General features: G+C 65.9%; 18 protein-coding genes and 1 tRNA gene. 10 read left to right on the top strand and 9 right to left on the bottom strand.

Annotated elements, in window-relative coordinates:
* Positions 1-38 precede the first annotated feature (38 nt).
* From AC5P7R_RS15220 to AC5P7R_RS15210, 3 genes are all read right to left on the bottom strand, one after another.
* A complete protein-coding gene (locus tag AC5P7R_RS15220; RefSeq protein ID WP_495214014.1) occupies positions 39-230 on the bottom strand; it encodes a hypothetical protein in 192 nt (63 codons plus the stop codon).
* 33 nt (positions 231-263) lie between these two features.
* The gene (locus tag AC5P7R_RS15215) at positions 264-1,238 is read right to left on the bottom strand and encodes a tyrosine-type recombinase/integrase (RefSeq protein WP_478436366.1); all 975 of its coding nucleotides are present in this window, start codon (positions 1,236-1,238) and stop codon (positions 264-266) included.
* Positions 1,239-1,390: 152 nt separating this feature from the next.
* Positions 1,391-1,477, bottom strand: a tRNA-Leu gene (locus tag AC5P7R_RS15210).
* A gap of 131 nt (positions 1,478-1,608) precedes the next feature.
* Here AC5P7R_RS15210 and AC5P7R_RS15205 point away from each other — a divergent pair.
* The 4 genes from AC5P7R_RS15205 to AC5P7R_RS15190 all read left to right on the top strand — a co-directional run bounded on the left by AC5P7R_RS15205 (position 1,609) and on the right by AC5P7R_RS15190 (position 5,718).
* Positions 1,609-2,043: a BLUF domain-containing protein gene (locus AC5P7R_RS15205; RefSeq protein ID WP_019658901.1), complete on the top strand. Its 435-nt coding sequence runs from the start codon at positions 1,609-1,611 to the stop codon at positions 2,041-2,043.
* 142 nt (positions 2,044-2,185) lie between these two features.
* Positions 2,186-3,472: a nucleotide sugar dehydrogenase gene (locus tag AC5P7R_RS15200; RefSeq protein WP_019658900.1), complete on the top strand. Its 1,287-nt coding sequence runs from the start codon at positions 2,186-2,188 to the stop codon at positions 3,470-3,472.
* A 55-nt stretch (positions 3,473-3,527) separates the two neighbouring features.
* A complete protein-coding gene (locus tag AC5P7R_RS15195; RefSeq protein WP_021204397.1) occupies positions 3,528-5,150 on the top strand; it encodes an FMN-binding glutamate synthase family protein in 1,623 nt (540 codons plus the stop codon).
* 106 nt (positions 5,151-5,256) lie between these two features.
* A complete protein-coding gene (locus AC5P7R_RS15190; RefSeq protein ID WP_111102018.1) occupies positions 5,257-5,718 on the top strand; it encodes a GNAT family N-acetyltransferase in 462 nt (153 codons plus the stop codon).
* A gap of 122 nt (positions 5,719-5,840) precedes the next feature.
* On the opposite strand, the gene AC5P7R_RS15185 is transcribed toward AC5P7R_RS15190, so the two are convergent.
* Complete coding sequence (locus AC5P7R_RS15185) at positions 5,841-7,088, bottom strand: TIGR03862 family flavoprotein (protein WP_134729550.1); 1,248 nt, start codon at positions 7,086-7,088, stop codon at positions 5,841-5,843.
* Positions 7,075-7,509 (bottom strand): FKBP-type peptidyl-prolyl cis-trans isomerase, encoded by a 435-nt coding sequence (locus tag AC5P7R_RS15180; RefSeq protein ID WP_134729552.1) that lies wholly within the window; start codon positions 7,507-7,509, stop codon positions 7,075-7,077. The genes AC5P7R_RS15185 and AC5P7R_RS15180 overlap by 14 nt, the downstream gene beginning before the upstream one ends.
* Before the next feature lie 70 nt (positions 7,510-7,579).
* Here AC5P7R_RS15180 and AC5P7R_RS15175 point away from each other — a divergent pair, with 70 nt between their 5' ends.
* From AC5P7R_RS15175 to AC5P7R_RS15160, 4 genes are all read left to right on the top strand, one after another.
* Positions 7,580-7,945 (top strand): DUF6164 family protein, encoded by a 366-nt coding sequence (locus tag AC5P7R_RS15175; protein WP_478436368.1) that lies wholly within the window; start codon positions 7,580-7,582, stop codon positions 7,943-7,945.
* A gap of 287 nt (positions 7,946-8,232) precedes the next feature.
* A complete protein-coding gene (locus AC5P7R_RS15170; RefSeq protein WP_227853869.1) occupies positions 8,233-9,000 on the top strand; it encodes a sulfurtransferase in 768 nt (255 codons plus the stop codon).
* 201 nt (positions 9,001-9,201) lie between these two features.
* Positions 9,202-10,197 (top strand): LLM class flavin-dependent oxidoreductase, encoded by a 996-nt coding sequence (locus tag AC5P7R_RS15165; RefSeq protein WP_227852142.1) that lies wholly within the window; start codon positions 9,202-9,204, stop codon positions 10,195-10,197.
* Positions 10,198-10,266: 69 nt separating this feature from the next.
* On the top strand, positions 10,267-10,764 hold the full coding sequence (locus tag AC5P7R_RS15160) for a pyridoxamine 5'-phosphate oxidase family protein (protein WP_021204404.1): 498 nt from the start codon (positions 10,267-10,269) through the stop codon (positions 10,762-10,764).
* Positions 10,765-10,856: 92 nt separating this feature from the next.
* Here the strand turns inward: AC5P7R_RS15160 and AC5P7R_RS15155 are convergent, their stop codons facing one another.
* Together AC5P7R_RS15155 and AC5P7R_RS15150 are read right to left on the bottom strand one after the other, a co-directional pair.
* Positions 10,857-11,516, bottom strand: coding sequence for an exopolysaccharide biosynthesis protein (locus AC5P7R_RS15155; protein WP_021204405.1), 660 nt, complete (start codon positions 11,514-11,516; stop codon positions 10,857-10,859).
* A complete protein-coding gene (locus AC5P7R_RS15150; RefSeq protein ID WP_005416017.1) occupies positions 11,500-12,804 on the bottom strand; it encodes a hemolysin family protein in 1,305 nt (434 codons plus the stop codon). Before AC5P7R_RS15150 ends, AC5P7R_RS15155 begins: the two co-directional genes overlap by 17 nt.
* A 292-nt stretch (positions 12,805-13,096) precedes the next feature.
* On the opposite strand from AC5P7R_RS15150, the gene AC5P7R_RS15145 reads away from it, so the two are divergent.
* Positions 13,097-13,723 (top strand): DUF47 domain-containing protein, encoded by a 627-nt coding sequence (locus AC5P7R_RS15145; RefSeq protein WP_004152833.1) that lies wholly within the window; start codon positions 13,097-13,099, stop codon positions 13,721-13,723.
* A 13-nt stretch (positions 13,724-13,736) separates the two neighbouring features.
* The gene (locus AC5P7R_RS15140) at positions 13,737-14,858 is read left to right on the top strand and encodes an inorganic phosphate transporter (protein WP_495214013.1); all 1,122 of its coding nucleotides are present in this window, start codon (positions 13,737-13,739) and stop codon (positions 14,856-14,858) included.
* A gap of 401 nt (positions 14,859-15,259) precedes the next feature.
* Here AC5P7R_RS15140 and AC5P7R_RS15135 read toward each other — a convergent pair whose 3' ends face one another.
* Together AC5P7R_RS15135 and AC5P7R_RS15130 are read right to left on the bottom strand one after the other, a co-directional pair.
* On the bottom strand, positions 15,260-16,756 hold the full coding sequence (locus AC5P7R_RS15135; RefSeq protein WP_111103056.1) for a S10 family peptidase: 1,497 nt from the start codon (positions 16,754-16,756) through the stop codon (positions 15,260-15,262).
* Positions 16,757-16,866: 110 nt separating this feature from the next.
* A complete protein-coding gene (locus AC5P7R_RS15130) occupies positions 16,867-17,445 on the bottom strand; it encodes a GNAT family N-acetyltransferase (protein WP_021204093.1) in 579 nt (192 codons plus the stop codon).
* Between the last annotated feature and the right edge of the window lie 17 nt (positions 17,446-17,462).

Genomic DNA, 17,462 nt, shown 5'->3' with positions numbered 1-17,462 from the left:
TCGGGTGAAATAGATTAGCTGTCGATGGCGCCTGAACTTTAGTCTCCAGATTCACCCGGTTCCGGAACCAATGGAACGGTGTGGCCATAGAAGTGTGTCATTGAATCGGTTTTGTGGCCGCTTGCCTCCTTCTTGTCGCCCTTGGTGTCGGTCACGCAGGGGTGCTTCAAGCTGTGGAGCCGGAAGCGCTCGTCTTGCCCGAGAATTCCGTCCTTCACTGCGTTGCGCATCTTTAGTCCCCAGGGGAGGCCGCAAGCTGCGCGTCATCCAAGCTGGCGGGCGATCTCTGAGGCAGGCTCATGGTAGTAGATCATCAAAGACTTGAGATCTCGATGCCCGATGATTCGAGCCAACTGCAGGATGTCCAACTTCTTCGAGAGCCGCCAGATGGCCTCGGCTCGGCTGTCGTGGAAGTGCACTTCCCTATGTCCGGTCGAATCGCGGACTTTTCGCCAGAGCGCATCGCACACGGCAGACTTGAGCTGGAAGACCGGCCCGAAGCCAAGAGGAAGTGTCTTCAGGATCTCGCAAGCCCGCAGGCTAAGCGGCACATCTCTCGCGTCGCCGTTCTTGGTTTTTGGTAGGTGAACGTACTGCTCGGACAGATGCACATTCGGCCAAGTCAGCGAGAGTATCTCTCCAGACCGCATGGCTGTCTCTAAGGCGAGCAGGAAGGCCAAGCCCGTCCGCTGGGTGGCCGTTTCCGCGGACAGATCCTTGTCGAGCCCGAACGCGGCGATCAGGTCGGCTTCCTCAGTGGGAGATACGCGTCGCGCGCGACCTTTAGGCTGTTGCGGCCAGCGAACGTCTGACATGGGGTTCTGCTTGATCCACTTCCATTCCCGGCGCGCCGTCTCGAATACTGACCGCATCAGGTTCATTTCGCGAGCAACCGTCCCAGGCTTGACCTGCTTAAGTCTTCCATCTCGCCAAGCGATGATGTCCGAGCTGTCGATTGCCGCGATGCGGCGATCGAGAAGTGGCAGAGATCGCTCCCAGGCAGCTATTCGGACCGACTCCCACTGTTCGCCAGCTCGCTTGGGCGCCTCTTCCTTGACGTAGCGGCGCATGGCGTCGCGCAGCGACTTATCTGGCAGCTTCCCGCCGCGCAGCTCAGCCTCTCGCTCAAGAGCCCACTTCGCGGCTTCCTGCTTCGTGTGTTTGGTAGTCGAGTCGCGAACGCCCGCCACGTACACCTGCACGCGCCACTTGTTCCCGGATCTTTGGATGCTGGCCATGGCCGCATCATATGGGGAATTTTTGGGGAGAGTAGCCGGGCAAGTCCGGGCAAATCGTGGTGATCTCGGAAATCCGGATTGCGCTAAGTGGCTGATTTCGTGCCGAATCGGGGTGAATCGTGGCGAACACGTTGGCTACCTGAAACATGCGATGGTGCCCGGAGCCGGAATCGAACCGGCATGGGGTTGCCCCCGGCGGATTTTAAGTCCGATGCGTCTACCAGTTTCGCCATCCGGGCCAGCAGCGCGGCGCCGATTGTAGCCCACCTGCGGTGCCTCGGCCTGTTTGCATCACGGCGGTCGCGTGCTTAACTGCCGATCGTATTCATGTCATAGTCCCTGCCATCGTTCCCAGGGGGGGAGCCATCTGATGTCGCTGCACGCGATTGCCTATGCCAGCGAGGCCCGCGCCGATCTGCAGACAACCGATCTTGACCGCCTGCTGGCCGATGCCACGGCATTCAATCGTGTAGCTGGAGTCACCGGCGTCCTGATGTTCGATGGCAGCCGTTTCCTGCAGTATCTCGAAGGCCCGCAGGACGGTATCGATTCGGTGTTCCAGCGCATCCTCAACGCGCGCAGCCATGGGCAGCTGCACGTACTGTGCCGCGCTCCGGTGGTGCAGCGGGCATTTCCGCGCTGGTCGATGGGTACGCGGCGCATCGAGCCAGAACCACTGGCGCAGATCGTCGACGCCGCTTGGCCCGGCTTCCTGCTTGGCAGCGGTGGATTTGAACGCCTGCTGCAGGCCTGGACCGGTGCCGACGGTGAGCTGGAACCGGCGGCGGTGGCGTTGGGGTCCTGAGCCCGCCTTGGCGGCAGGGCGCCGGGGCCGGTAGGCTGTAGCCTTTCTGGCGCAGGTTTTCCGGAGTGGTGCAGCAGATGAGTGTGTTGGCCGAAGCCATGGCAGCGTATGTGCGATTGCATCGATTGCATGGGATGTGCCGATGAGTGTGCCGGTTGCGGCGGCCAGTGACCCTCGGTTTGCGGTGGTCGGCCTGGGCTATGTCGGCCTGCCGTTGGCGGTGGCGTTTGGCCGGCAGTGGCCGACGTTGGGCTTCGATATCGACGCCGGTCGCATCGCCGAGCTGCGCAGCGGCCAGGACCACACACTGGAAATGGAAGCCGACGAGCTGGCCAGTGCGCACCTGTTGCAGTACGGCAGCGATCCGGCACTGCTTGATGCCTGCAATGTCTACATCGTCACCGTGCCGACCCCGATCGATGCCTACGAACAGCCCGATCTGGAGCCGTTGCGTTCGGCCACGCGCCTGATTGCCAGCCATCTCCGCGCCGGAGATCTGGTGATCTACGAGTCCACGGTCTACCCCGGAACCACCGAGGAAGTGTGCGTGCCGCTGCTGGAACAAGGGTCCGGCCTGCGCTTCAACGAAGACTTCTACTGCGGCTACAGCCCCGAACGGGTCAGCCCCGGTGACCGCCAGCGGCGCCTTGCCGACATCCGCAAGATCACCTCCGGATCGACCCCGGAGGTCGCTGCGGTGATTGATGGTCTGTACCAGCGCATCATTGCCGCCGGTACGTTCCCGGCCCCTTCGATGCGCGTGGCTGAAGCGGCCAAGGTGGTCGAGAACATCCAGCGTGACGTCAACATCGCGCTGGTCAACGAGCTGGCCCTGATCTTCGACCGGCTCGGCATCGACACCCAGGACGTGCTGGATGCCGCCGGCAGCAAGTGGAACTTCCTGCCGTTCCGCCCGGGCCTGGTCGGTGGTCACTGCATCGGCGTCGATCCGTACTACCTGCTGCACAAGTCCGAGAGCGTGGGTTACCACCCGGACCTGATCCACACCGCGCGACAGGTCAATAACCGCGTCGGCGAGCACGTAGCGGCTCGGGTGCTGGCGATGCTGGCCGAGCGTGGCCGTGCGCCGGCGGATGCACGCATCCTGGTCCTGGGCGTGACCTTCAAGGAGGATTGCCCGGACCTGCGCAACAGTCGCGCGTTGGAACTGGCACAGCGCTTGCGCGATGCCGGTGCGAGGGTCGAGGTAAGCGACCCGTGGGTCGGCCCGGCGGCATTGACCGGCGAGGGCCTGGACTGGCTGGCCGAGCCCGGGGCAGGGCGCTATGACGCGGTGGTGCTGGCGGTGGCCCACGCCCGGTTCAAGGCGATGGATGAATCCGCAATCCGGGCGCTGCTGGCGCCCGGTGGCCTGGTCTACGACGTGAAATCGGCCTGGCCGCGCAACGTGGTTGACGATCGTTTGTAAGCCCCGGCTGCGAACGGCGCGGTAGACTCGGGGGCAGTTGCAACCGAGGAACGCCATGCACCGGTATATCGTCTACCTGCTCGCCATCCTGATGTTCCCGATATGCCTGTGGCTGGCCACGATCTGGCCAGCGTGGTACTGGGGCGTCGGCCTGACTGCCGCGATGGTGGCGCTGGGGACCTGGGACCTGCTGCAGAAACGCAGCACGTTGCGCCGCAATTATCCGGTGATGGCGCACTTCCGTTACGGGCTGGAGTCGATCGGTCCGGAGATCCGCCAGTACTTCGTGCAGAGCGACCTGGAAGACGTGCCGTTCTCGCGCCAGCAGCGCGCGCTGATCTACCAGCGCGCAAAGAACGAGATGGACACGGTGCCGTTCGGCACCCTGCGCAGCACTTATGCGGTGGACTACGAGTGGATCAACCATTCGCTGGCACCGACGACGATTGCCAAGCATGACTTCCGCGTCCTGATCGGCCCGAACTGCGCCAAGCCTTATTCGGCCAGCGTGTTCAACATCTCGGCGATGAGCTTTGGCTCGCTGTCAGCCAATGCGATCCGCGCACTGAACGAAGGCGCGCGCCGCGGTGGCTTCTACCACGACACCGGCGAAGGATCGATTTCGCCCTACCACCGCGAAATGGGCGGCGACCTGGTGTGGGAGATCGGCTCGGGGTACTTCGGTTGCCGTGACGAGAAAGGTGGTTTCAGCGAGGAGCGCTTCGTTGCCAACGCTACCCACGATCAGGTCAAGATGATCGAGATCAAGCTGTCGCAGGGGGCCAAGCCGGGCCACGGTGGTGTGCTGCCGGCACCGAAAGTGACCGCCGAGATCTCGGTGACCCGTGGCGTGCCGATGGGCGTTGACTGCGTGTCGCCGTCGCGCCATTCGGCGTTCTCCACGCCGGTTGAACTGTTGCAGTTCGTGGCCCGCCTGCGCGAACTGTCCGGTGGCAAGCCGGTCGGTTTCAAGTTGGCCATCGGCCACCCGTGGGAATGGTTCGGCATCGCCAAGGCGATGCAGGAAACCGGCCTGTTGCCGGACTTCATCGTGGTGGATGGCGCCGAAGGCGGCACCGGCGCGGCACCGGCCGAGTTCGTCGATCATGTCGGCGTGCCGATGCATGAGGCACTGCTGCTGGTGCACAACACCCTGGTCGGCCTCGACCTGCGTGAGCGCATCCGCATCGGCGCGGCCGGCAAGATCACCAGTGCGTTCGACATCGCACGGACCATCGCGTTGGGGGCCGACTGGTGCAATGCCGGCCGAGGCTTCATGTTCGCGCTGGGCTGCATCCAGTCGCTGAGCTGCCATACCGACAAGTGTCCGACCGGGATCGCTACCCAGGATCCCGCGCGCTGGAAGCATCTGGATGCACCGGACAAGGCTGCTCGTGTCTACAGCTACCACGAGCACACGCTGCATGCCTTGAAGGAACTGCTGTGTGCCGCTGGCCTCAATGATCCGGCCGAGCTGGGGCCGGAACACATCCTGCGCCGTGTCTCGCCGGTGGAGATCCGTTCGCTGGCCTCGTTGTACCGCTACCTGGAGCCAGGCGAACTGCTGCACAAGGTGCCCGACCATGCGGTGTTCCATGCGTTCTGGGCCGATGCGCGCAGCGACTCGTTCCAGCCACCGCCGAAGATCCAGGCGCTGCGCGCCAGCAAGTCGCGATAACGTGATGTTGTAGAGCCGAGCCCATGCTCGGCTGATCTTCGTTCCAACATCGCGATGCGTGATCGAGAAGCAGCCGAGCATAGGCTCGGCTCTACAAGGAGATGTAATGCAGTTCAGGACCGGCACCATGGATGACGTGGCCATGTTGTGGGCGCTGCGCACGCGTTGCGTGCGCGAGACCTGCAGCAGCCATTACCCGCCCGAAGTCATTGCGCCCTGGTCTGCCTCGCCGCCACCGTCGCAGTATGCGCGGCTGTTGTCGCAGGGCGGATGCGTAGTGGCCGAGGACGGGCAGGGTGGCCTGCTCGGCTTCGGCGTCTTTGATGCCGATGCCAATGAAGTCGATGCGTTGTTCGTCAATCCGGATCATGGCGGCCAGGGCATTGGCCAGGCGTTGATGCAGCGCCTGCTGGCGATGGCCGATCGTGAACGTGAGGTGGTGCTGTCGGCCTCGCTCAACGCCGTGCCGTTCTATCAACGCCAGGGGTTCGTCAGCGTGCGCGAAGAGGCCTACCCGCATCCCAGCGGCGTGGCGCTGGCTTCAGTGAGCATGCGCCGGCCGTGGTGAGTGCTCGTTTTCTGCGTTCTGTAGAGCCGAGCCCACGCTCGGCTGCTTTTGACTCAAGCCGAGCATGGGCTCGGCTCTACAGGTAACGCCGTCGAGCATGGCTCGACGCTACAAGGCAGGCGTCACCGCCCGGCCAGCCACCCGATTACGCCTTCCGCAGCACGCAGGCCACTGGCGTAGCACGCGGTCAACAGGTAGCCACCTGTCGGCGCTTCCCAGTCCAGCATCTCGCCGGCGCAGAACACGCCGGGCACTGCCCGCAGCATCAGGCCATCATCCAGCGCATCCAGGCGCACGCCGCCGGCGGTGCTGATCACCTCGGCCATCGGCCGGGGACGCAGCAGGCGCAGCGGCAGGCGCTTGAGCGTAGCCGCCACGGCAGGCAGGTCGCTGCCCGCTTCTTTACCCAGGATCTCGAACACCAGTGCGGCTTTCACTGCATCCAGGCCGGCTTGGCGGCGCAGGTGCTCGCCGAAGCTGCGGCCCTTGCGTGGGCGTGACAGATCGGCAAGCAGGCGCGCCTCGTCGCGGCCCGGTACCAGATCCAGCCACAGCATCGCGTGGCCCTCGCGGTTGATGGTCTCGCGCAGGTCCGCCGCCATCGCATAGATCAGGCTGCCTTCGATGCCGTACTCGCTGGCCACGCATTCGCCCTGCAGCGACCGTGGCTGTCCGGCCAGGTCGATCCAGTGCGCGACCACCGGCTTCAACGGCGCGCCGGCATTGCGTTGGGCGAAGAATGGGGTCCAACCCACGTCGAAACCGCAGTTGGCCGACTGCAGTGGTGCGATGTCCACGCCACGGGCCTGCAGTGGCGCGACCCAGGCGCCGTCACTGCCCAGCTGCGGCCAGCTGCCGCCGCCCATGGCCAGCAGGGTGGCATCGGCATGTACTTCAACGGCGCCATCTTCGGTTTCAAATCGCAGCGCGCCATCCTCACCCCAGCCGATCCAGCGGTGGTTGGCATGCAGGCGCACACCCTGTTCCTTCAGCCGGCGCACCCAGCCACGCAGCAGCGGCGCAGCCTTCCGGTCGACCGGGAACACGCGGCCGGAGCTGCCCACATAGGTCTCCACGCCCAGGCCGGCGGCCCAGTCGCGCAGCGCCTGCGCATCGAAGTCGTCCAGCCAGCGGCCTACGGCCGTGGACTGCTCGCGGTAGCGGCTGTCGAACAGCGGACGCGGATCGGAATGGGTGAGGTTGAGCCCGCCCTTGCCGGCGATCAGGAATTTGCGGCCGGGCGACCCCTTGGCCTCGTACAGGTCGACGTCCAGCCCGGCGGCGCGCAGGCGCTCGGCGGCGAACAGGCCGGCCGGGCCACCGCCGATGACGGCGACGCGGTGGGGCATGGCGGCATCACGGTTTGACATCGAGCAGCTCGACGTCGAACACCAGCGACGATCCGGCCGGAATCGGGCCGACCTTGCGGTCGCCGTAACCGTAGTCCGGCGGGATCATCAGCGTGCGCTTGCCGCCAACTTTCATGCCGGCCACGCCCTCATCCCAGCCGCGGATGACCTGGCCGGCGCCAAGCGCGAAGGTGAACGGTTGGCCGTGCTTGAAGGAGCTGTCGAAGGTCTTGCCGTGCTTGGTCTCGGTACGGTTGTCGTAGATCCAACCGGTGTAGTGCACGGTGACCTTGCTGCCGGGAACGGCTTCAGCACCGGTACCTGGCACGGTATCGATCCGCTCGAAGGCGGTCAGGGTGCCGCCGGGCGGCGGGCCGGACGGTTCGGTCGAGCAGCCAGCGGCGGCGAGGGACAGCAGCAGGGGAAGCAGCAGGCGGCGCATCGGGCGTCTCCGGTAGGGCGCAGGTCGAGGGCGGCAAGGGTAGCGCATCGGCGCCGGGTATCATGGGGACATGGCAAAACTCCTGCTCAATCTGCGCAATGTCGGTCACGACGAATACGCCGATGTCTGCACGCTGCTCGACCAGCACGGCATCGCCTGGTACCGCACCGAACCCAGCCCCTGGGGCATTTCCAACGGAGGCCTGTGGCTGCGCGAGGACGCCGATCATCCACGTGCGAAGGCGCTGATGGCGGAGTACCAGGCCGAACGCGGGCCGCGCATCCGTGCCGAGCGTGAGCAGGCATTGCGTGATGGCACGGCGGAGACCTTCGGCAGCCTGTTCCGGCGGCGGCCGCTGTTCGTAATGCTGGTGCTGCTGGGGATGGCCGCTGCCGCTGCGCTGGTGCTGCTGCCGTTCGTGCTGTTGCGGGGGTAAGGGGTTTCGGCCGGGTTGCACCCGGCACCCGCAGACGCAACGGCGACGTCAAAAGCCGGGCTTCAGTGGGAGGGTGGGGCGGCGTGGGGAGGCGGGGGACGGAAAACACTGCTCCTGCGTGCCTCGTAGAGCGCCATCCATGGCGCTCTGCGCCCCCGCCTGCCCACACCGCCCCACCCCTGACAGATTCCGGGTGTCTGCCGGGCTTGGGGTCGGATCCCTCTGCTGCGCAGAGGCCACTGACCCCTGAATCTGTCTGTGCGGGCGGGAGGCGCTAAAATGGCGGGATGATCGCCAATACCGCTGCCTACCATTTCGCCGTCATCGACGCCCCTCAGGCCCTGTGTGACCAGCTGCTGGCGTGTGCCGAGGCGGCACAGCTGCGCGGCACGATCCTGGTGGCGGGCGAGGGGCTGAACCTGTTCCTGGCGGGTGCGCCAGAGGCGGTCGAGGGTTTCTACGCAGCGCTGCGCTCTGACGCGCGCTTTGCCGATTTGCGGGTCAAGACCAGCTTCAGCGAGCACCAGCCGTTCGCCCGGCTGAAGGCCAAGGTGAAGGACGAGATCATCAGCTTCCGCCGTGATGACGGCCAGCCGCTGGACTATCCGCGTGCGCCGGCGGTGGATCCGGCCACCGTGCAGCGCTGGCTGCGGCAGGGGCATGACGATGCCGGCAAGCCGGTGGTGATGCTCGATACGCGCAATCTGCAGGAAGTGGAGTACGGCACCTTCAAGGATGCGTTGGTGTTGCCCATCCACAAGTTCACCGACCTGCCGGAGGCGCTGGCGCCGCACCGCGAAGCACTGAAGGACAGCACCGTGGTCAGTTTCTGCACCGGCGGCATCCGCTGCGAGAAGGCGGCGCTGTGGATGGTCAACGACGGCATGGACAACGTGCTGCAGCTGGACGGTGGCATCCTCGGCTACTTCGAGGAAGTGGGCGGCGAAGGCTACGAAGGCCGCTGCTTCGTGTTCGATGAGCGCATTGCGCTGGATGCGGAACTGAAGCCGATGGTCGACCAGCCGTTGCCTGATCCGCGCCCCAGCGCGTTCTAAGCCGGGATGTCGATTCCCCGGTAGAGCCGGCCGCTGGCCGGCTGCCAGGGCACGTTGCCTGCCGGCCAGCGGCCGGCTCTACCGGATCAAGCGCAGCCAGTCGTGGACCCGCGCTGCGGGAATCAGCATCCTGCCACCGGCACTGGCCGCTGCGCCGGGTCGTCCCCATGCATGGGGGATCCTGTGACGGAAAAACGCCTGATGATCCCGTTGTCGATCCTTGACCTAGCCCCGGTCTGCGAGGGCAGTGACACCACCACCGCCTTTGCCAACATGCTGGAACTGGCCCAGCACGCCGATGCGCTGGGCTACCGCCGCTACTGGCTGGCCGAACACCACAACATGCCCGGCATCGCCAGTGCGGCCACCGCCGTGCTGATCGGCCATGTCGCCGGCGGTACCCTTCGCATCCGGGTCGGTGCCGGCGGCATCATGCTGCCCAACCATGCCCCGCTGCAGGTGGCCGAGCAGTTCGGCACGCTGGCCTCGCTGTATCCGGACCGGATCGACCTGGGCCTGGGCCGCGCACCGGGTACTGACCAGCCGACCGCGCGTGCATTGCGCCGCTACTTCGACAGCGCGGACCAGTTCCCACAGGACGTGCGCGAGCTGCTGCACTACTTCGAGCCGGTTCAGCCGGGGCAGGCGGTGCAGGCCGTTCCAGGTGGCGGCCTGCGGGTACCGACCTGGATCCTCGGTTCCAGCCTGTTCGGCGCGCGCATGGCCGCGTCGATGGGCCTGCCGTATGCGTTCGCCTCGCACTTCGCACCCGACGCGATGGACGAAGCCCTTGCTGTCTACCGCCGCGAGTTCCGCCCCTCGGCGGCGCTGAAGCAGCCGCACGCGATGCTGGCCCTGAACGTCGTTGCCAGCGACAGCGAGGCGGAGTCGCGCCGCCTTTTCACCAGCCAGCAGCAGAGTTTCGTCAACCTGCGTCGTGGCCGGCCGGGCAAGATTCCGGCACCGATCGACGACATCGAGTCCTTCTGGGAGCCGCACGAAAAACTGGGGGTGGAGCGGGCGCTGGCCTGCACCGTGCTGGGCGATCCGCAGCAGGTCGGGGAGGGCATCGCCGCGTTTGTCGAACGGCACAGGCCCGACGAGCTGATGCTCACCGCCAACCTGTACGACCACCGCGCGCGCTTGCGCTCGTTCGAACTGACCATGCAGGCCTGGCACGCCCGCCACGCGGGCTGAACAATTGCGTCACGGGCTGTTGCGGCCGTGCCCGGTCTGATGGGGGCTCATTCCGATGGAGTCCCCCACATGGCCGACACCCGTGCCGAACACGTCAACCAGCTGGCCGAACTGATCAAGGATGTGGAGGTGGCCATGTTCACCACCACCGGCGTCGACGGACGGCTCTACAGTCGGCCGCTGGCCACCCAGCAGGTCGCCTTTGACGGCGACCTGTGGTTCGTGATCACCGGCGACAGCCCGAAGGTGGCCGAGATCGCGCTCGACCCGCGGGTCAACGTGGCGTATGCCTCGCCCTCGAACAACACCTATGTCTCGGTGGCCGGGCGTGCCCGCGTCGTCGATGACCGCGCGAAGATCGAGGAGCTGTGGTCGCCGGCGATGAAACTGTTCTTCCCGGGTGGCAAGGACGATCCGAACCTGCGCCTGATCCACGTGCGCGCCGAGAGCGCCGAATACTGGGATGGCCCGGGCACGCTGCTGGGCAAGGCATTGAGCTTCGTGCTGTCGGCGGTGCAGGACGAACCGGCGGCGCTGGCCGACAACGGCTTCATCGATCTTCGGTGATGACCGATGTCCGGTATTGGTAGTGCCGGCCGCTGGCCGGCAACCCTGGAAACGTGGCAGCCGGCCAGCGGCCGGCTCTACCGGATGCCGCTTCAGAACCAGCGCTGGAACAGCTCCACTGTATAGCCCACCAGCTGCCCCGAACTGAAGCCGAAGAACGCGATCGCCACCAGTGCGGCGATCCAGTTGAACAGCATCAGCGCACCATCGCGTTCCAGCAGCGCCAGCGAGAACAGCAGCAGCTGGAAGCCGAACAGGAAGTTGGTGAACGGAATCGGCAACGACAGCAGCAGGCCCAGCAACACCAGCAGCAGGCCAGTGAACGCGTGTGCGGGCAGCGGTGTCAGCAGCTGCGGCAGGCGTGGCTTCAGCATCCTGTCCAGCCGCCGCAACGGGCGATCGATACGGTCCAGGAAGCGGTGCATGGTGCCGCGCTTCGGCCCGCGTCGGGCAATGAAACCGGGCAGCCAGGGGCGGCGCAGGCAACACAGCATCTGCAGGCCGATCAGGACCACCAGTGGGCCGCTGACCGCACCCCCCATGCCCGGGATCGGGATGAACGAGGGCAGGATCGCCACGAACAGGAACACGCCGAACGCGCTCTGCTGCAGGTTGCTGAGGATCTGGCCGAGCGGCATGTGCTCGGCGGGATCGCCGGAGGCGAACATCTCCAGCAGGGTGCGGATGCCCTCGTTGCGGTAGGCCGCGCGCTGAGCGCCTTGGCCCTGGCCGGTCTCAGGCGGTGAGCTCATCGGCCTGCTCGTCGGACAACGTGCGCAGCAGCAGCTTGTCCACCCGCGCACCGTCCAGGTCGACCACCTCGAAGCGCCAGCCGGCCCAGTCGAAGTACTCGCCTGCGTGCGGGATGCGGCCGAAGTAGTGGATGCACATGCCGGCCAGCGTGTAGTAATCGCCGTCCTCGGCATCGGGCAGGTCGTTGCTTCCGATCAGCTCGCGCAGGTCTTCGATCGGCAGCGAGCCGTCCACCAGCAGCGAGCCGTCCTCGCGGGTCACCACCAGGGCATCCTCGTCGGCATTCTCGACCGCCTGCAGGCGGCCGACCACGGCGCCCATCAGGTCGCTGATGGTCACCAGGCCCTGGATCTCGCCGTACTCGTCCACCACCAGCGCCATCGACTGCTGTTCCTCGCGGAAGATCTCCAGCAGCTTCATCGCGTGGGTCGATTCGGAGACGTACAGCGGTTCGCGCAGGGTCTGGAACAGCGCGTTGTCGCCGCGCGCCATGCGCGTGGCCAGCGATTTCAGCTCCAGCACGCCGACCACGTCCATGTCGTTGTCGCGGTACACCGGGTAACGGGAGAACTCGTGCTCGGCCATGATGTCCAGATTGCGCTCCAGCCCGGCCTGGGTGTCGAGCCAGGCGATGCGGTTGCGCGGCGTCATCAGGCTGTCGGCGGTGCGGTCGCCCAGGCGCATGACGCGGTTCATCATGTCGCGTTCGTGGGCGTCGATCACGCCGGCCTCGTGGCTCTCGGCCACCAGCATCCGGATCTCTTCTTCAGTCACCTGCGCGGCCTCGTCCTTGCCCAGGCCCAGCACCTTCAGCACCAGCTGGGTAGTCTTGGACAGGAGCCAGACGAAGGGCAGGGCGAGCCTGGCCAGCCAGCTCATCGGCATCGCGACCAGGCCGGCAATGGCCTCGGAACGTGTCAGGGCCAGGCGCTTGGGCACCAGTTCGCCGAAGATCAGCGTGATGAAGGTGATCAGCGAGACCGCCAGGGCGGTGCCTACTTCGCGCGCGTACGCAAAGCCGGGCATCAGGCCCTGCAGCCAGCCGGCGATCGCGTCGCCGATCGCATCACCACCGAGGTAGCCGGTGAGTACGCCGATCACGGTGATGCCGATCTGCACGGTGGACAGGAAGCTCTCCGGCTTCTCCGACAGCTCCAGCGCCTTGGCGGCGCGCTTGGAGGTGGCGGCCATCTGCTTCAGGCGGCTCTTGCGCGAGGTCATGACCGACATCTCGGACATGGCGAAGAAGCCGTTCAGCAGAACCAGCGCGAAGACAATCAGGATCATTTCAAACACGGGCGTCGTCCCCGGTTGGTGGCAGGGAGGGCGGGTGCTTGCGATGGCGGCAGGCGCTCAGGAACGGGGTCCGGCGCGGCGCAGGGGGATAAGGGTCGTCGTCCATAAGGTGCGCCTGAAGGCGCGCTGGCATCTTAGCAAAGGGGCGTGGCAGGGTGGCAACCGCCTGTTCAGGTTGGGGCTCCCAGAGCCCGGAAAGGGCGCGGGGATACCCGTGATGGTCATCTAGCCGTCATAATTCGCTCTGGTGCCGTCCTTCCCGCGACGGCTGACAGGTTTCTCAATGTTCTCTCTGCAGACCATTTTCGGTTCCGGCAAACAGTTCTACACCCTGCTCGATGAGGCTGCTGTCGCGGCTTCCGATGCCGCCAAGGCGCTGCATTCCATGCTGCGCGAGGCCGACCGCCAGCCCGCGCTGGACGCCTTCAAGCTGGCCCGCCTGCGCGAACGCGCGGCCTCTGACAAGATCAGCCAGGCGCTGGTGGACAGCTTCATGACCCCCATCGAGCGCGAAGACATCGAAGCGCTGGGTTCGGCCCTGTACAAGATTCCGAAGCAGATCGAGAAGTTCGCCGATCGCTATTCGCTGGCCACGACCCACCTGGAGCACATCGACTTCGCGCCGCGCGCGGCGATGCTGGAGCAGGCCGCCGGCGTGGTGGTGGAGATGGTGGCCGACCTGCGCCACATGAACCTGGACCGGATGACCGCGCTGAACGAGAAGCTGCGCTCGCTGGAGAACGAGGCCGACCGCCTGATGCTCGAGCTGTACCGCGACATCTACTCCGGTCGCCTGGACAACCTGCAGATGTTCCTGCTGAAGGAATTCTTCGAGATCCTGGAGAAGGCCATCGACCGTTGCCGCGAGGCTGGCGTGGTGGCGTACCAGATCGTGTTGAAGAACAGCTGACGGACGCCGCCGCATGTTGACCCTTGTCCTGGTAGTGATCCTGGCCGCGCTCGTCTTCGAGTTCATCAACGGCTTCCACGACACTGCCAATTCCATTGCCACCGTAGTGGCGACCAAGGTGCTCTCGCCCGGCTGGGCGGTGATGCTGGCCGCCTTCATGAACCTCATCGGTGCGCTGACCGGTACGGCGGTGGCGCTGACCATCGCCTCGGGCCTGCTCAACACCAACGTGGTGGAAGTCACCCCGCAGGTGATCCTGTGCGCGCTGCTGGGCGGCATCATCTGGAACCTGATCACCTGGTGGAAGGGACTGCCGTCCTCGTCCTCGCACGCGCTGATCGGCGGCCTCTGCGGCGCCGGCCTGGCTGCGGCCCACAACAACTGGGATGCCCTGATCTGGTCCGAGCGCCTGGGCAGCTGGGCGCAGAACAAGGGCCTGCTGTGGAAGGTGTTCGTGCCGATGATCACCTCGCCGATCGCCGGCTTCCTGCTCGGCATTGTGGTGATGGTGCTGCTGTGGGCGCTGATCGCCGGCCTGGCCAAGGTCGGTGGCGCCATCGGCCGCCTGGCCCGCCCGCGCATCGTCAATGTCTTCTTCGGCAAGGCGCAGATCGCCTCGGCGGCCTACATGGGCTTCGCCCACGGCCACAACGACGCGCAGAAGACCATGGGCATCATCGCGATGACCCTGATTGGTGCCGAAGCCACCGGCGCACTGAACGATCTGCCGTCCTGGCTGGCCTTCATGCACCCGGACGCGCACGCCGGTGACGGCATCGCCATGTGGATCGTGCTGACCTGCGCGGTGGTGATGGCGGCCGGTACCGCTTCGGGTGGCTGGAAAATCATCAAGACCCTGGGCCACAAGATGGTCAAGCTGCACCCGATCCACGGCTTCGCCGCGGAGACCAGCTCGGCCACCATCCTGACCCTGGCGGCCCACTTCGGCATGCCGGTCTCGACCACGCACAGCATCTCCACCGCGATCATGGGTGTCGGCTTCGCCAAGAACCCGCGTTCGCTGAAGTTCGGCGTGATCGAGCGCATCGTCTGGGCCTGGATCCTGACCATCCCGGCGGCCGGCGGCTGTGCGTACCTGATCCTGAAGCTGTTCGAACTGTTCGGCTGGACCTGATCGCCACGCCAGGGTTGCAAACGAAAAAGCCCGCCATATCAGGCGGGCTTTTTCATGGGCAAAGAATTTTTCCGCATACAACGTGTCGACCAAGGTCGACACCTACCAGAGCAGAACCAGGGTCAGAGCCCGTTGCCAAACAACGGGATCCACCCCCGTGCCGACCAACGGTCGGCACCTACCAACAGCGCCCGGAAACTGTCGAAGGCGGGGTGGGGTGGGCAGGCGGGGGCGCAGAGCGCCATGGATGGCGCTCTACGAGGCACGCAGGAGCAGTTTTTGCCGTCCCCCGCCTGCCCATCCCACCCCGCCATCCCACGGAATCCAGGCCTTTGCAGTCGCAGCTGCAGTTGCAGTTGATCCAGCGGGTGCCGGGCCGCAGGCCCGGCCGCCACCACCCATCAATTGCGCTGGAACAGCGCCTTCACATCATTCCGGAACGCCGCCTGGCTGTCGGCCCGGCTGTAGAACATGTGCCCGCCCGGATAACTGCGCACCTGCACCCGGTCCGGATTGCTGCCCATCGTCGGCATCTGGTCCACGGTCAGGATCGAACCCATGAACGGGCACGACAGGTCGTTCCAGCCATGCACGATCAGCACCTGCAGGTGCGGGTCGATCGCCACGGCCTGGCGCAGCTGGGTCACCGCGCCATCGCGCAGCTCGCCATTGCGATCCCACAGCCGGTTCACGTCGTAGTTCAGCGCCTGGTACCGCGCGTCCACCTTCCAGCCGACCACGCGCGTCACGAAGTCGACCATCGCCGTGGTGGTCGGCGCGATGATGCTGTCCAGCAGCGGATCGTTGGCGCGCTGCTCCGGATCGTTCGGGAACGGATCGAACGCGGTCACGTTGGAATCGTAACGGCTGCCCAGCGTGCCCTTGTCGCGGAATACTTCGCGCAGGTAGGCCTGGGTTTCCAGCCGACCACCGGCACGGCGCACGAACTGCGGGTCCAGGCCGGTCAGTTCGGTCACCCGGCGCAGCATCGCCTCGGTTGCCTGCGGATCGCTACGGCCTTTCATCAAGGCGGTGGCGTAGTCGCCACGGGTGTATTCCACTACTTCGCGCATCGCTGCATCGGTCAGTTTGCCCTGGCGCTCCAGGTGCGCGGCGGCGATCGACGGCAGGGTCTGCATCCACGCCATCGGCGAGACATCGGCGTTGTCTTCCAGGGTCGGGCTCAGGTACGGCGAGACCAGTACCAGGCCGTTCATCGCCACGCCCAGCCGGGTCTGCAGGTAGTGGGTGATGCGCGGGCCGCGATAGCCGCCGTAGCTCTCGCCAGTCAGGTACTTGCGCGACGCCATGCGCTGGTTGCGCAGCAGCCAGTCGTAGATCGAGCGTGACAGGTATTCGATGTCGGCGCTGGGGTTGTACAGTGCCTTCTTCGCTTCATCGTCGCCGATCCGCGCGCGGCTGAAGCCGGTGCCGACCGGATCGATGAACACCAGGTCGGTGAAGTCCAGCCAGGTGCCGGGGTTGTCGTGCAGGGTCGCCGGCGCCGACGCGCTGTCACCCTCGGAGCCGAAGGTCACCACCTTGGGCCCGATCGCGCCCATGTTGAGGTACACCGACGACGCACCGGGGCCGCCATTGAGCGCGAAGGTCACCGGCCGGTCCTTGCCCGGCATCGTATAGGCGGTGAACACCACATCGGCGATCACCTTGCCCTTGGCATCGCGTACCGGCAGGGTGCCGACGGTGGCGGTGTAGTCCAGGGTGCGGCCGGCCAGGCGCATGCTCTGGCGGGCTGAGGCGTCTGCGGGCAACGCAGGTGCCTCGGTCTTGTCGTCTTTCGGATCGGGCTTGGCGTCGGCATCAGGCGCGGCCAGCACGCTGGCTGGGGCGATGAGCAGGCCGACGCAGAGCGCGGCAGTGTGCAGCAGGGACTTCATGGCACCGGGTGGGCAGCGGAAGGGGATTCCGATGCTAGGCCGGTGGCGGCCCATGTCGTATGTGTCCAAAGGCATGGCCGTGCGTTGAGCCCGCTACTGGCCAGATTGGGTCAAGCGGGCAGGGTGGCGGCCGCTTCGTCATCGGCCAGCAGGCCATAGACGGCCGAGTCGGCCAGTTCCCCCTGGATCCGCCAGCGCTGGCGCAGCACTCCCTCGCGGCGGAAGCCCAGGCGTTCGAGCACGTGCGCGGAGGGTGCGTTGCGCGGGTCGATCTCGGCTTCCACGCGATGCAGGTGGAGGGTGCCGAACAGGTAGGCCAGTACCTGCTGCAGGGCCTCGTGCATGTAGCCCAGGCCCTGGCGATCCGGTGCCAGCAGGTAGCCGATCTCGGCGCGTGCCGCATCGCGGTCCAACGCAAACACCACGCAGATGCCCAGCAACGGGCCGTCCAGCGTTTCGCGCACGGCCAGCTTGAGCTGGGTGCCGGTGGCCTGTGCCGCCAGGTCATCGTCGATCTGCGCGCGTGCCTCGGACGGTCGTGTCCATGCAGGATGGTTCCAGAACCGCATCACGTCCGGATCGGACTGGATTGCGAACAGGGCGGCCGCATCGTCGCGGCGGATCGGGCTCAGGACGAGGCGCGCGCTGTGCAGCGGCAGGCCGGGAAACAGCAGGGAGTGGCTGGCCAATACGTTGGTCCACACGG

This window comes from Stenotrophomonas sp. YJH_SMC_27 (assembly GCF_059369815.1).
Note: the sequence above shows the minus strand (reverse complement) of the source record. Positions and strands in the feature narration are given on the sequence as shown.

Bases quoted from the DNA above. Each gene is read 5' to 3' on its own strand.
- AC5P7R_RS15220 (WP_495214014.1), bottom strand. From the start codon at position 230: ATGCGCAACGCAGTGAAGGACGGAATTCTCGGGCAAGACGAGCGCTTC.
- AC5P7R_RS15215 (WP_478436366.1), bottom strand. From the start codon at position 1,238: ATGGCCAGCATCCAAAGATCCGGGAACAAGTGGCGCGTGCAGGTGTAC.
- AC5P7R_RS15205 (WP_019658901.1), top strand. From the start codon at position 1,609: ATGTCGCTGCACGCGATTGCCTATGCCAGCGAGGCCCGCGCCGATCTG.
- AC5P7R_RS15200 (WP_019658900.1), top strand. From the start codon at position 2,186: ATGAGTGTGCCGGTTGCGGCGGCCAGTGACCCTCGGTTTGCGGTGGTC.
- AC5P7R_RS15195 (WP_021204397.1), top strand. From the start codon at position 3,528: ATGCACCGGTATATCGTCTACCTGCTCGCCATCCTGATGTTCCCGATA.
- AC5P7R_RS15190 (WP_111102018.1), top strand. From the start codon at position 5,257: ATGCAGTTCAGGACCGGCACCATGGATGACGTGGCCATGTTGTGGGCG.
- AC5P7R_RS15185 (WP_134729550.1), bottom strand. From the start codon at position 7,088: ATGTCAAACCGTGATGCCGCCATGCCCCACCGCGTCGCCGTCATCGGC.
- AC5P7R_RS15180 (WP_134729552.1), bottom strand. From the start codon at position 7,509: ATGCGCCGCCTGCTGCTTCCCCTGCTGCTGTCCCTCGCCGCCGCTGGC.
- AC5P7R_RS15175 (WP_478436368.1), top strand. From the start codon at position 7,580: ATGGCAAAACTCCTGCTCAATCTGCGCAATGTCGGTCACGACGAATAC.
- AC5P7R_RS15170 (WP_227853869.1), top strand. From the start codon at position 8,233: ATGATCGCCAATACCGCTGCCTACCATTTCGCCGTCATCGACGCCCCT.
- AC5P7R_RS15165 (WP_227852142.1), top strand. From the start codon at position 9,202: ATGATCCCGTTGTCGATCCTTGACCTAGCCCCGGTCTGCGAGGGCAGT.
- AC5P7R_RS15160 (WP_021204404.1), top strand. From the start codon at position 10,267: ATGGCCGACACCCGTGCCGAACACGTCAACCAGCTGGCCGAACTGATC.
- AC5P7R_RS15155 (WP_021204405.1), bottom strand. From the start codon at position 11,516: ATGAGCTCACCGCCTGAGACCGGCCAGGGCCAAGGCGCTCAGCGCGCG.
- AC5P7R_RS15150 (WP_005416017.1), bottom strand. From the start codon at position 12,804: ATGATCCTGATTGTCTTCGCGCTGGTTCTGCTGAACGGCTTCTTCGCC.
- AC5P7R_RS15145 (WP_004152833.1), top strand. From the start codon at position 13,097: ATGTTCTCTCTGCAGACCATTTTCGGTTCCGGCAAACAGTTCTACACC.
- AC5P7R_RS15140 (WP_495214013.1), top strand. From the start codon at position 13,737: ATGTTGACCCTTGTCCTGGTAGTGATCCTGGCCGCGCTCGTCTTCGAG.
- AC5P7R_RS15135 (WP_111103056.1), bottom strand. From the start codon at position 16,756: ATGAAGTCCCTGCTGCACACTGCCGCGCTCTGCGTCGGCCTGCTCATC.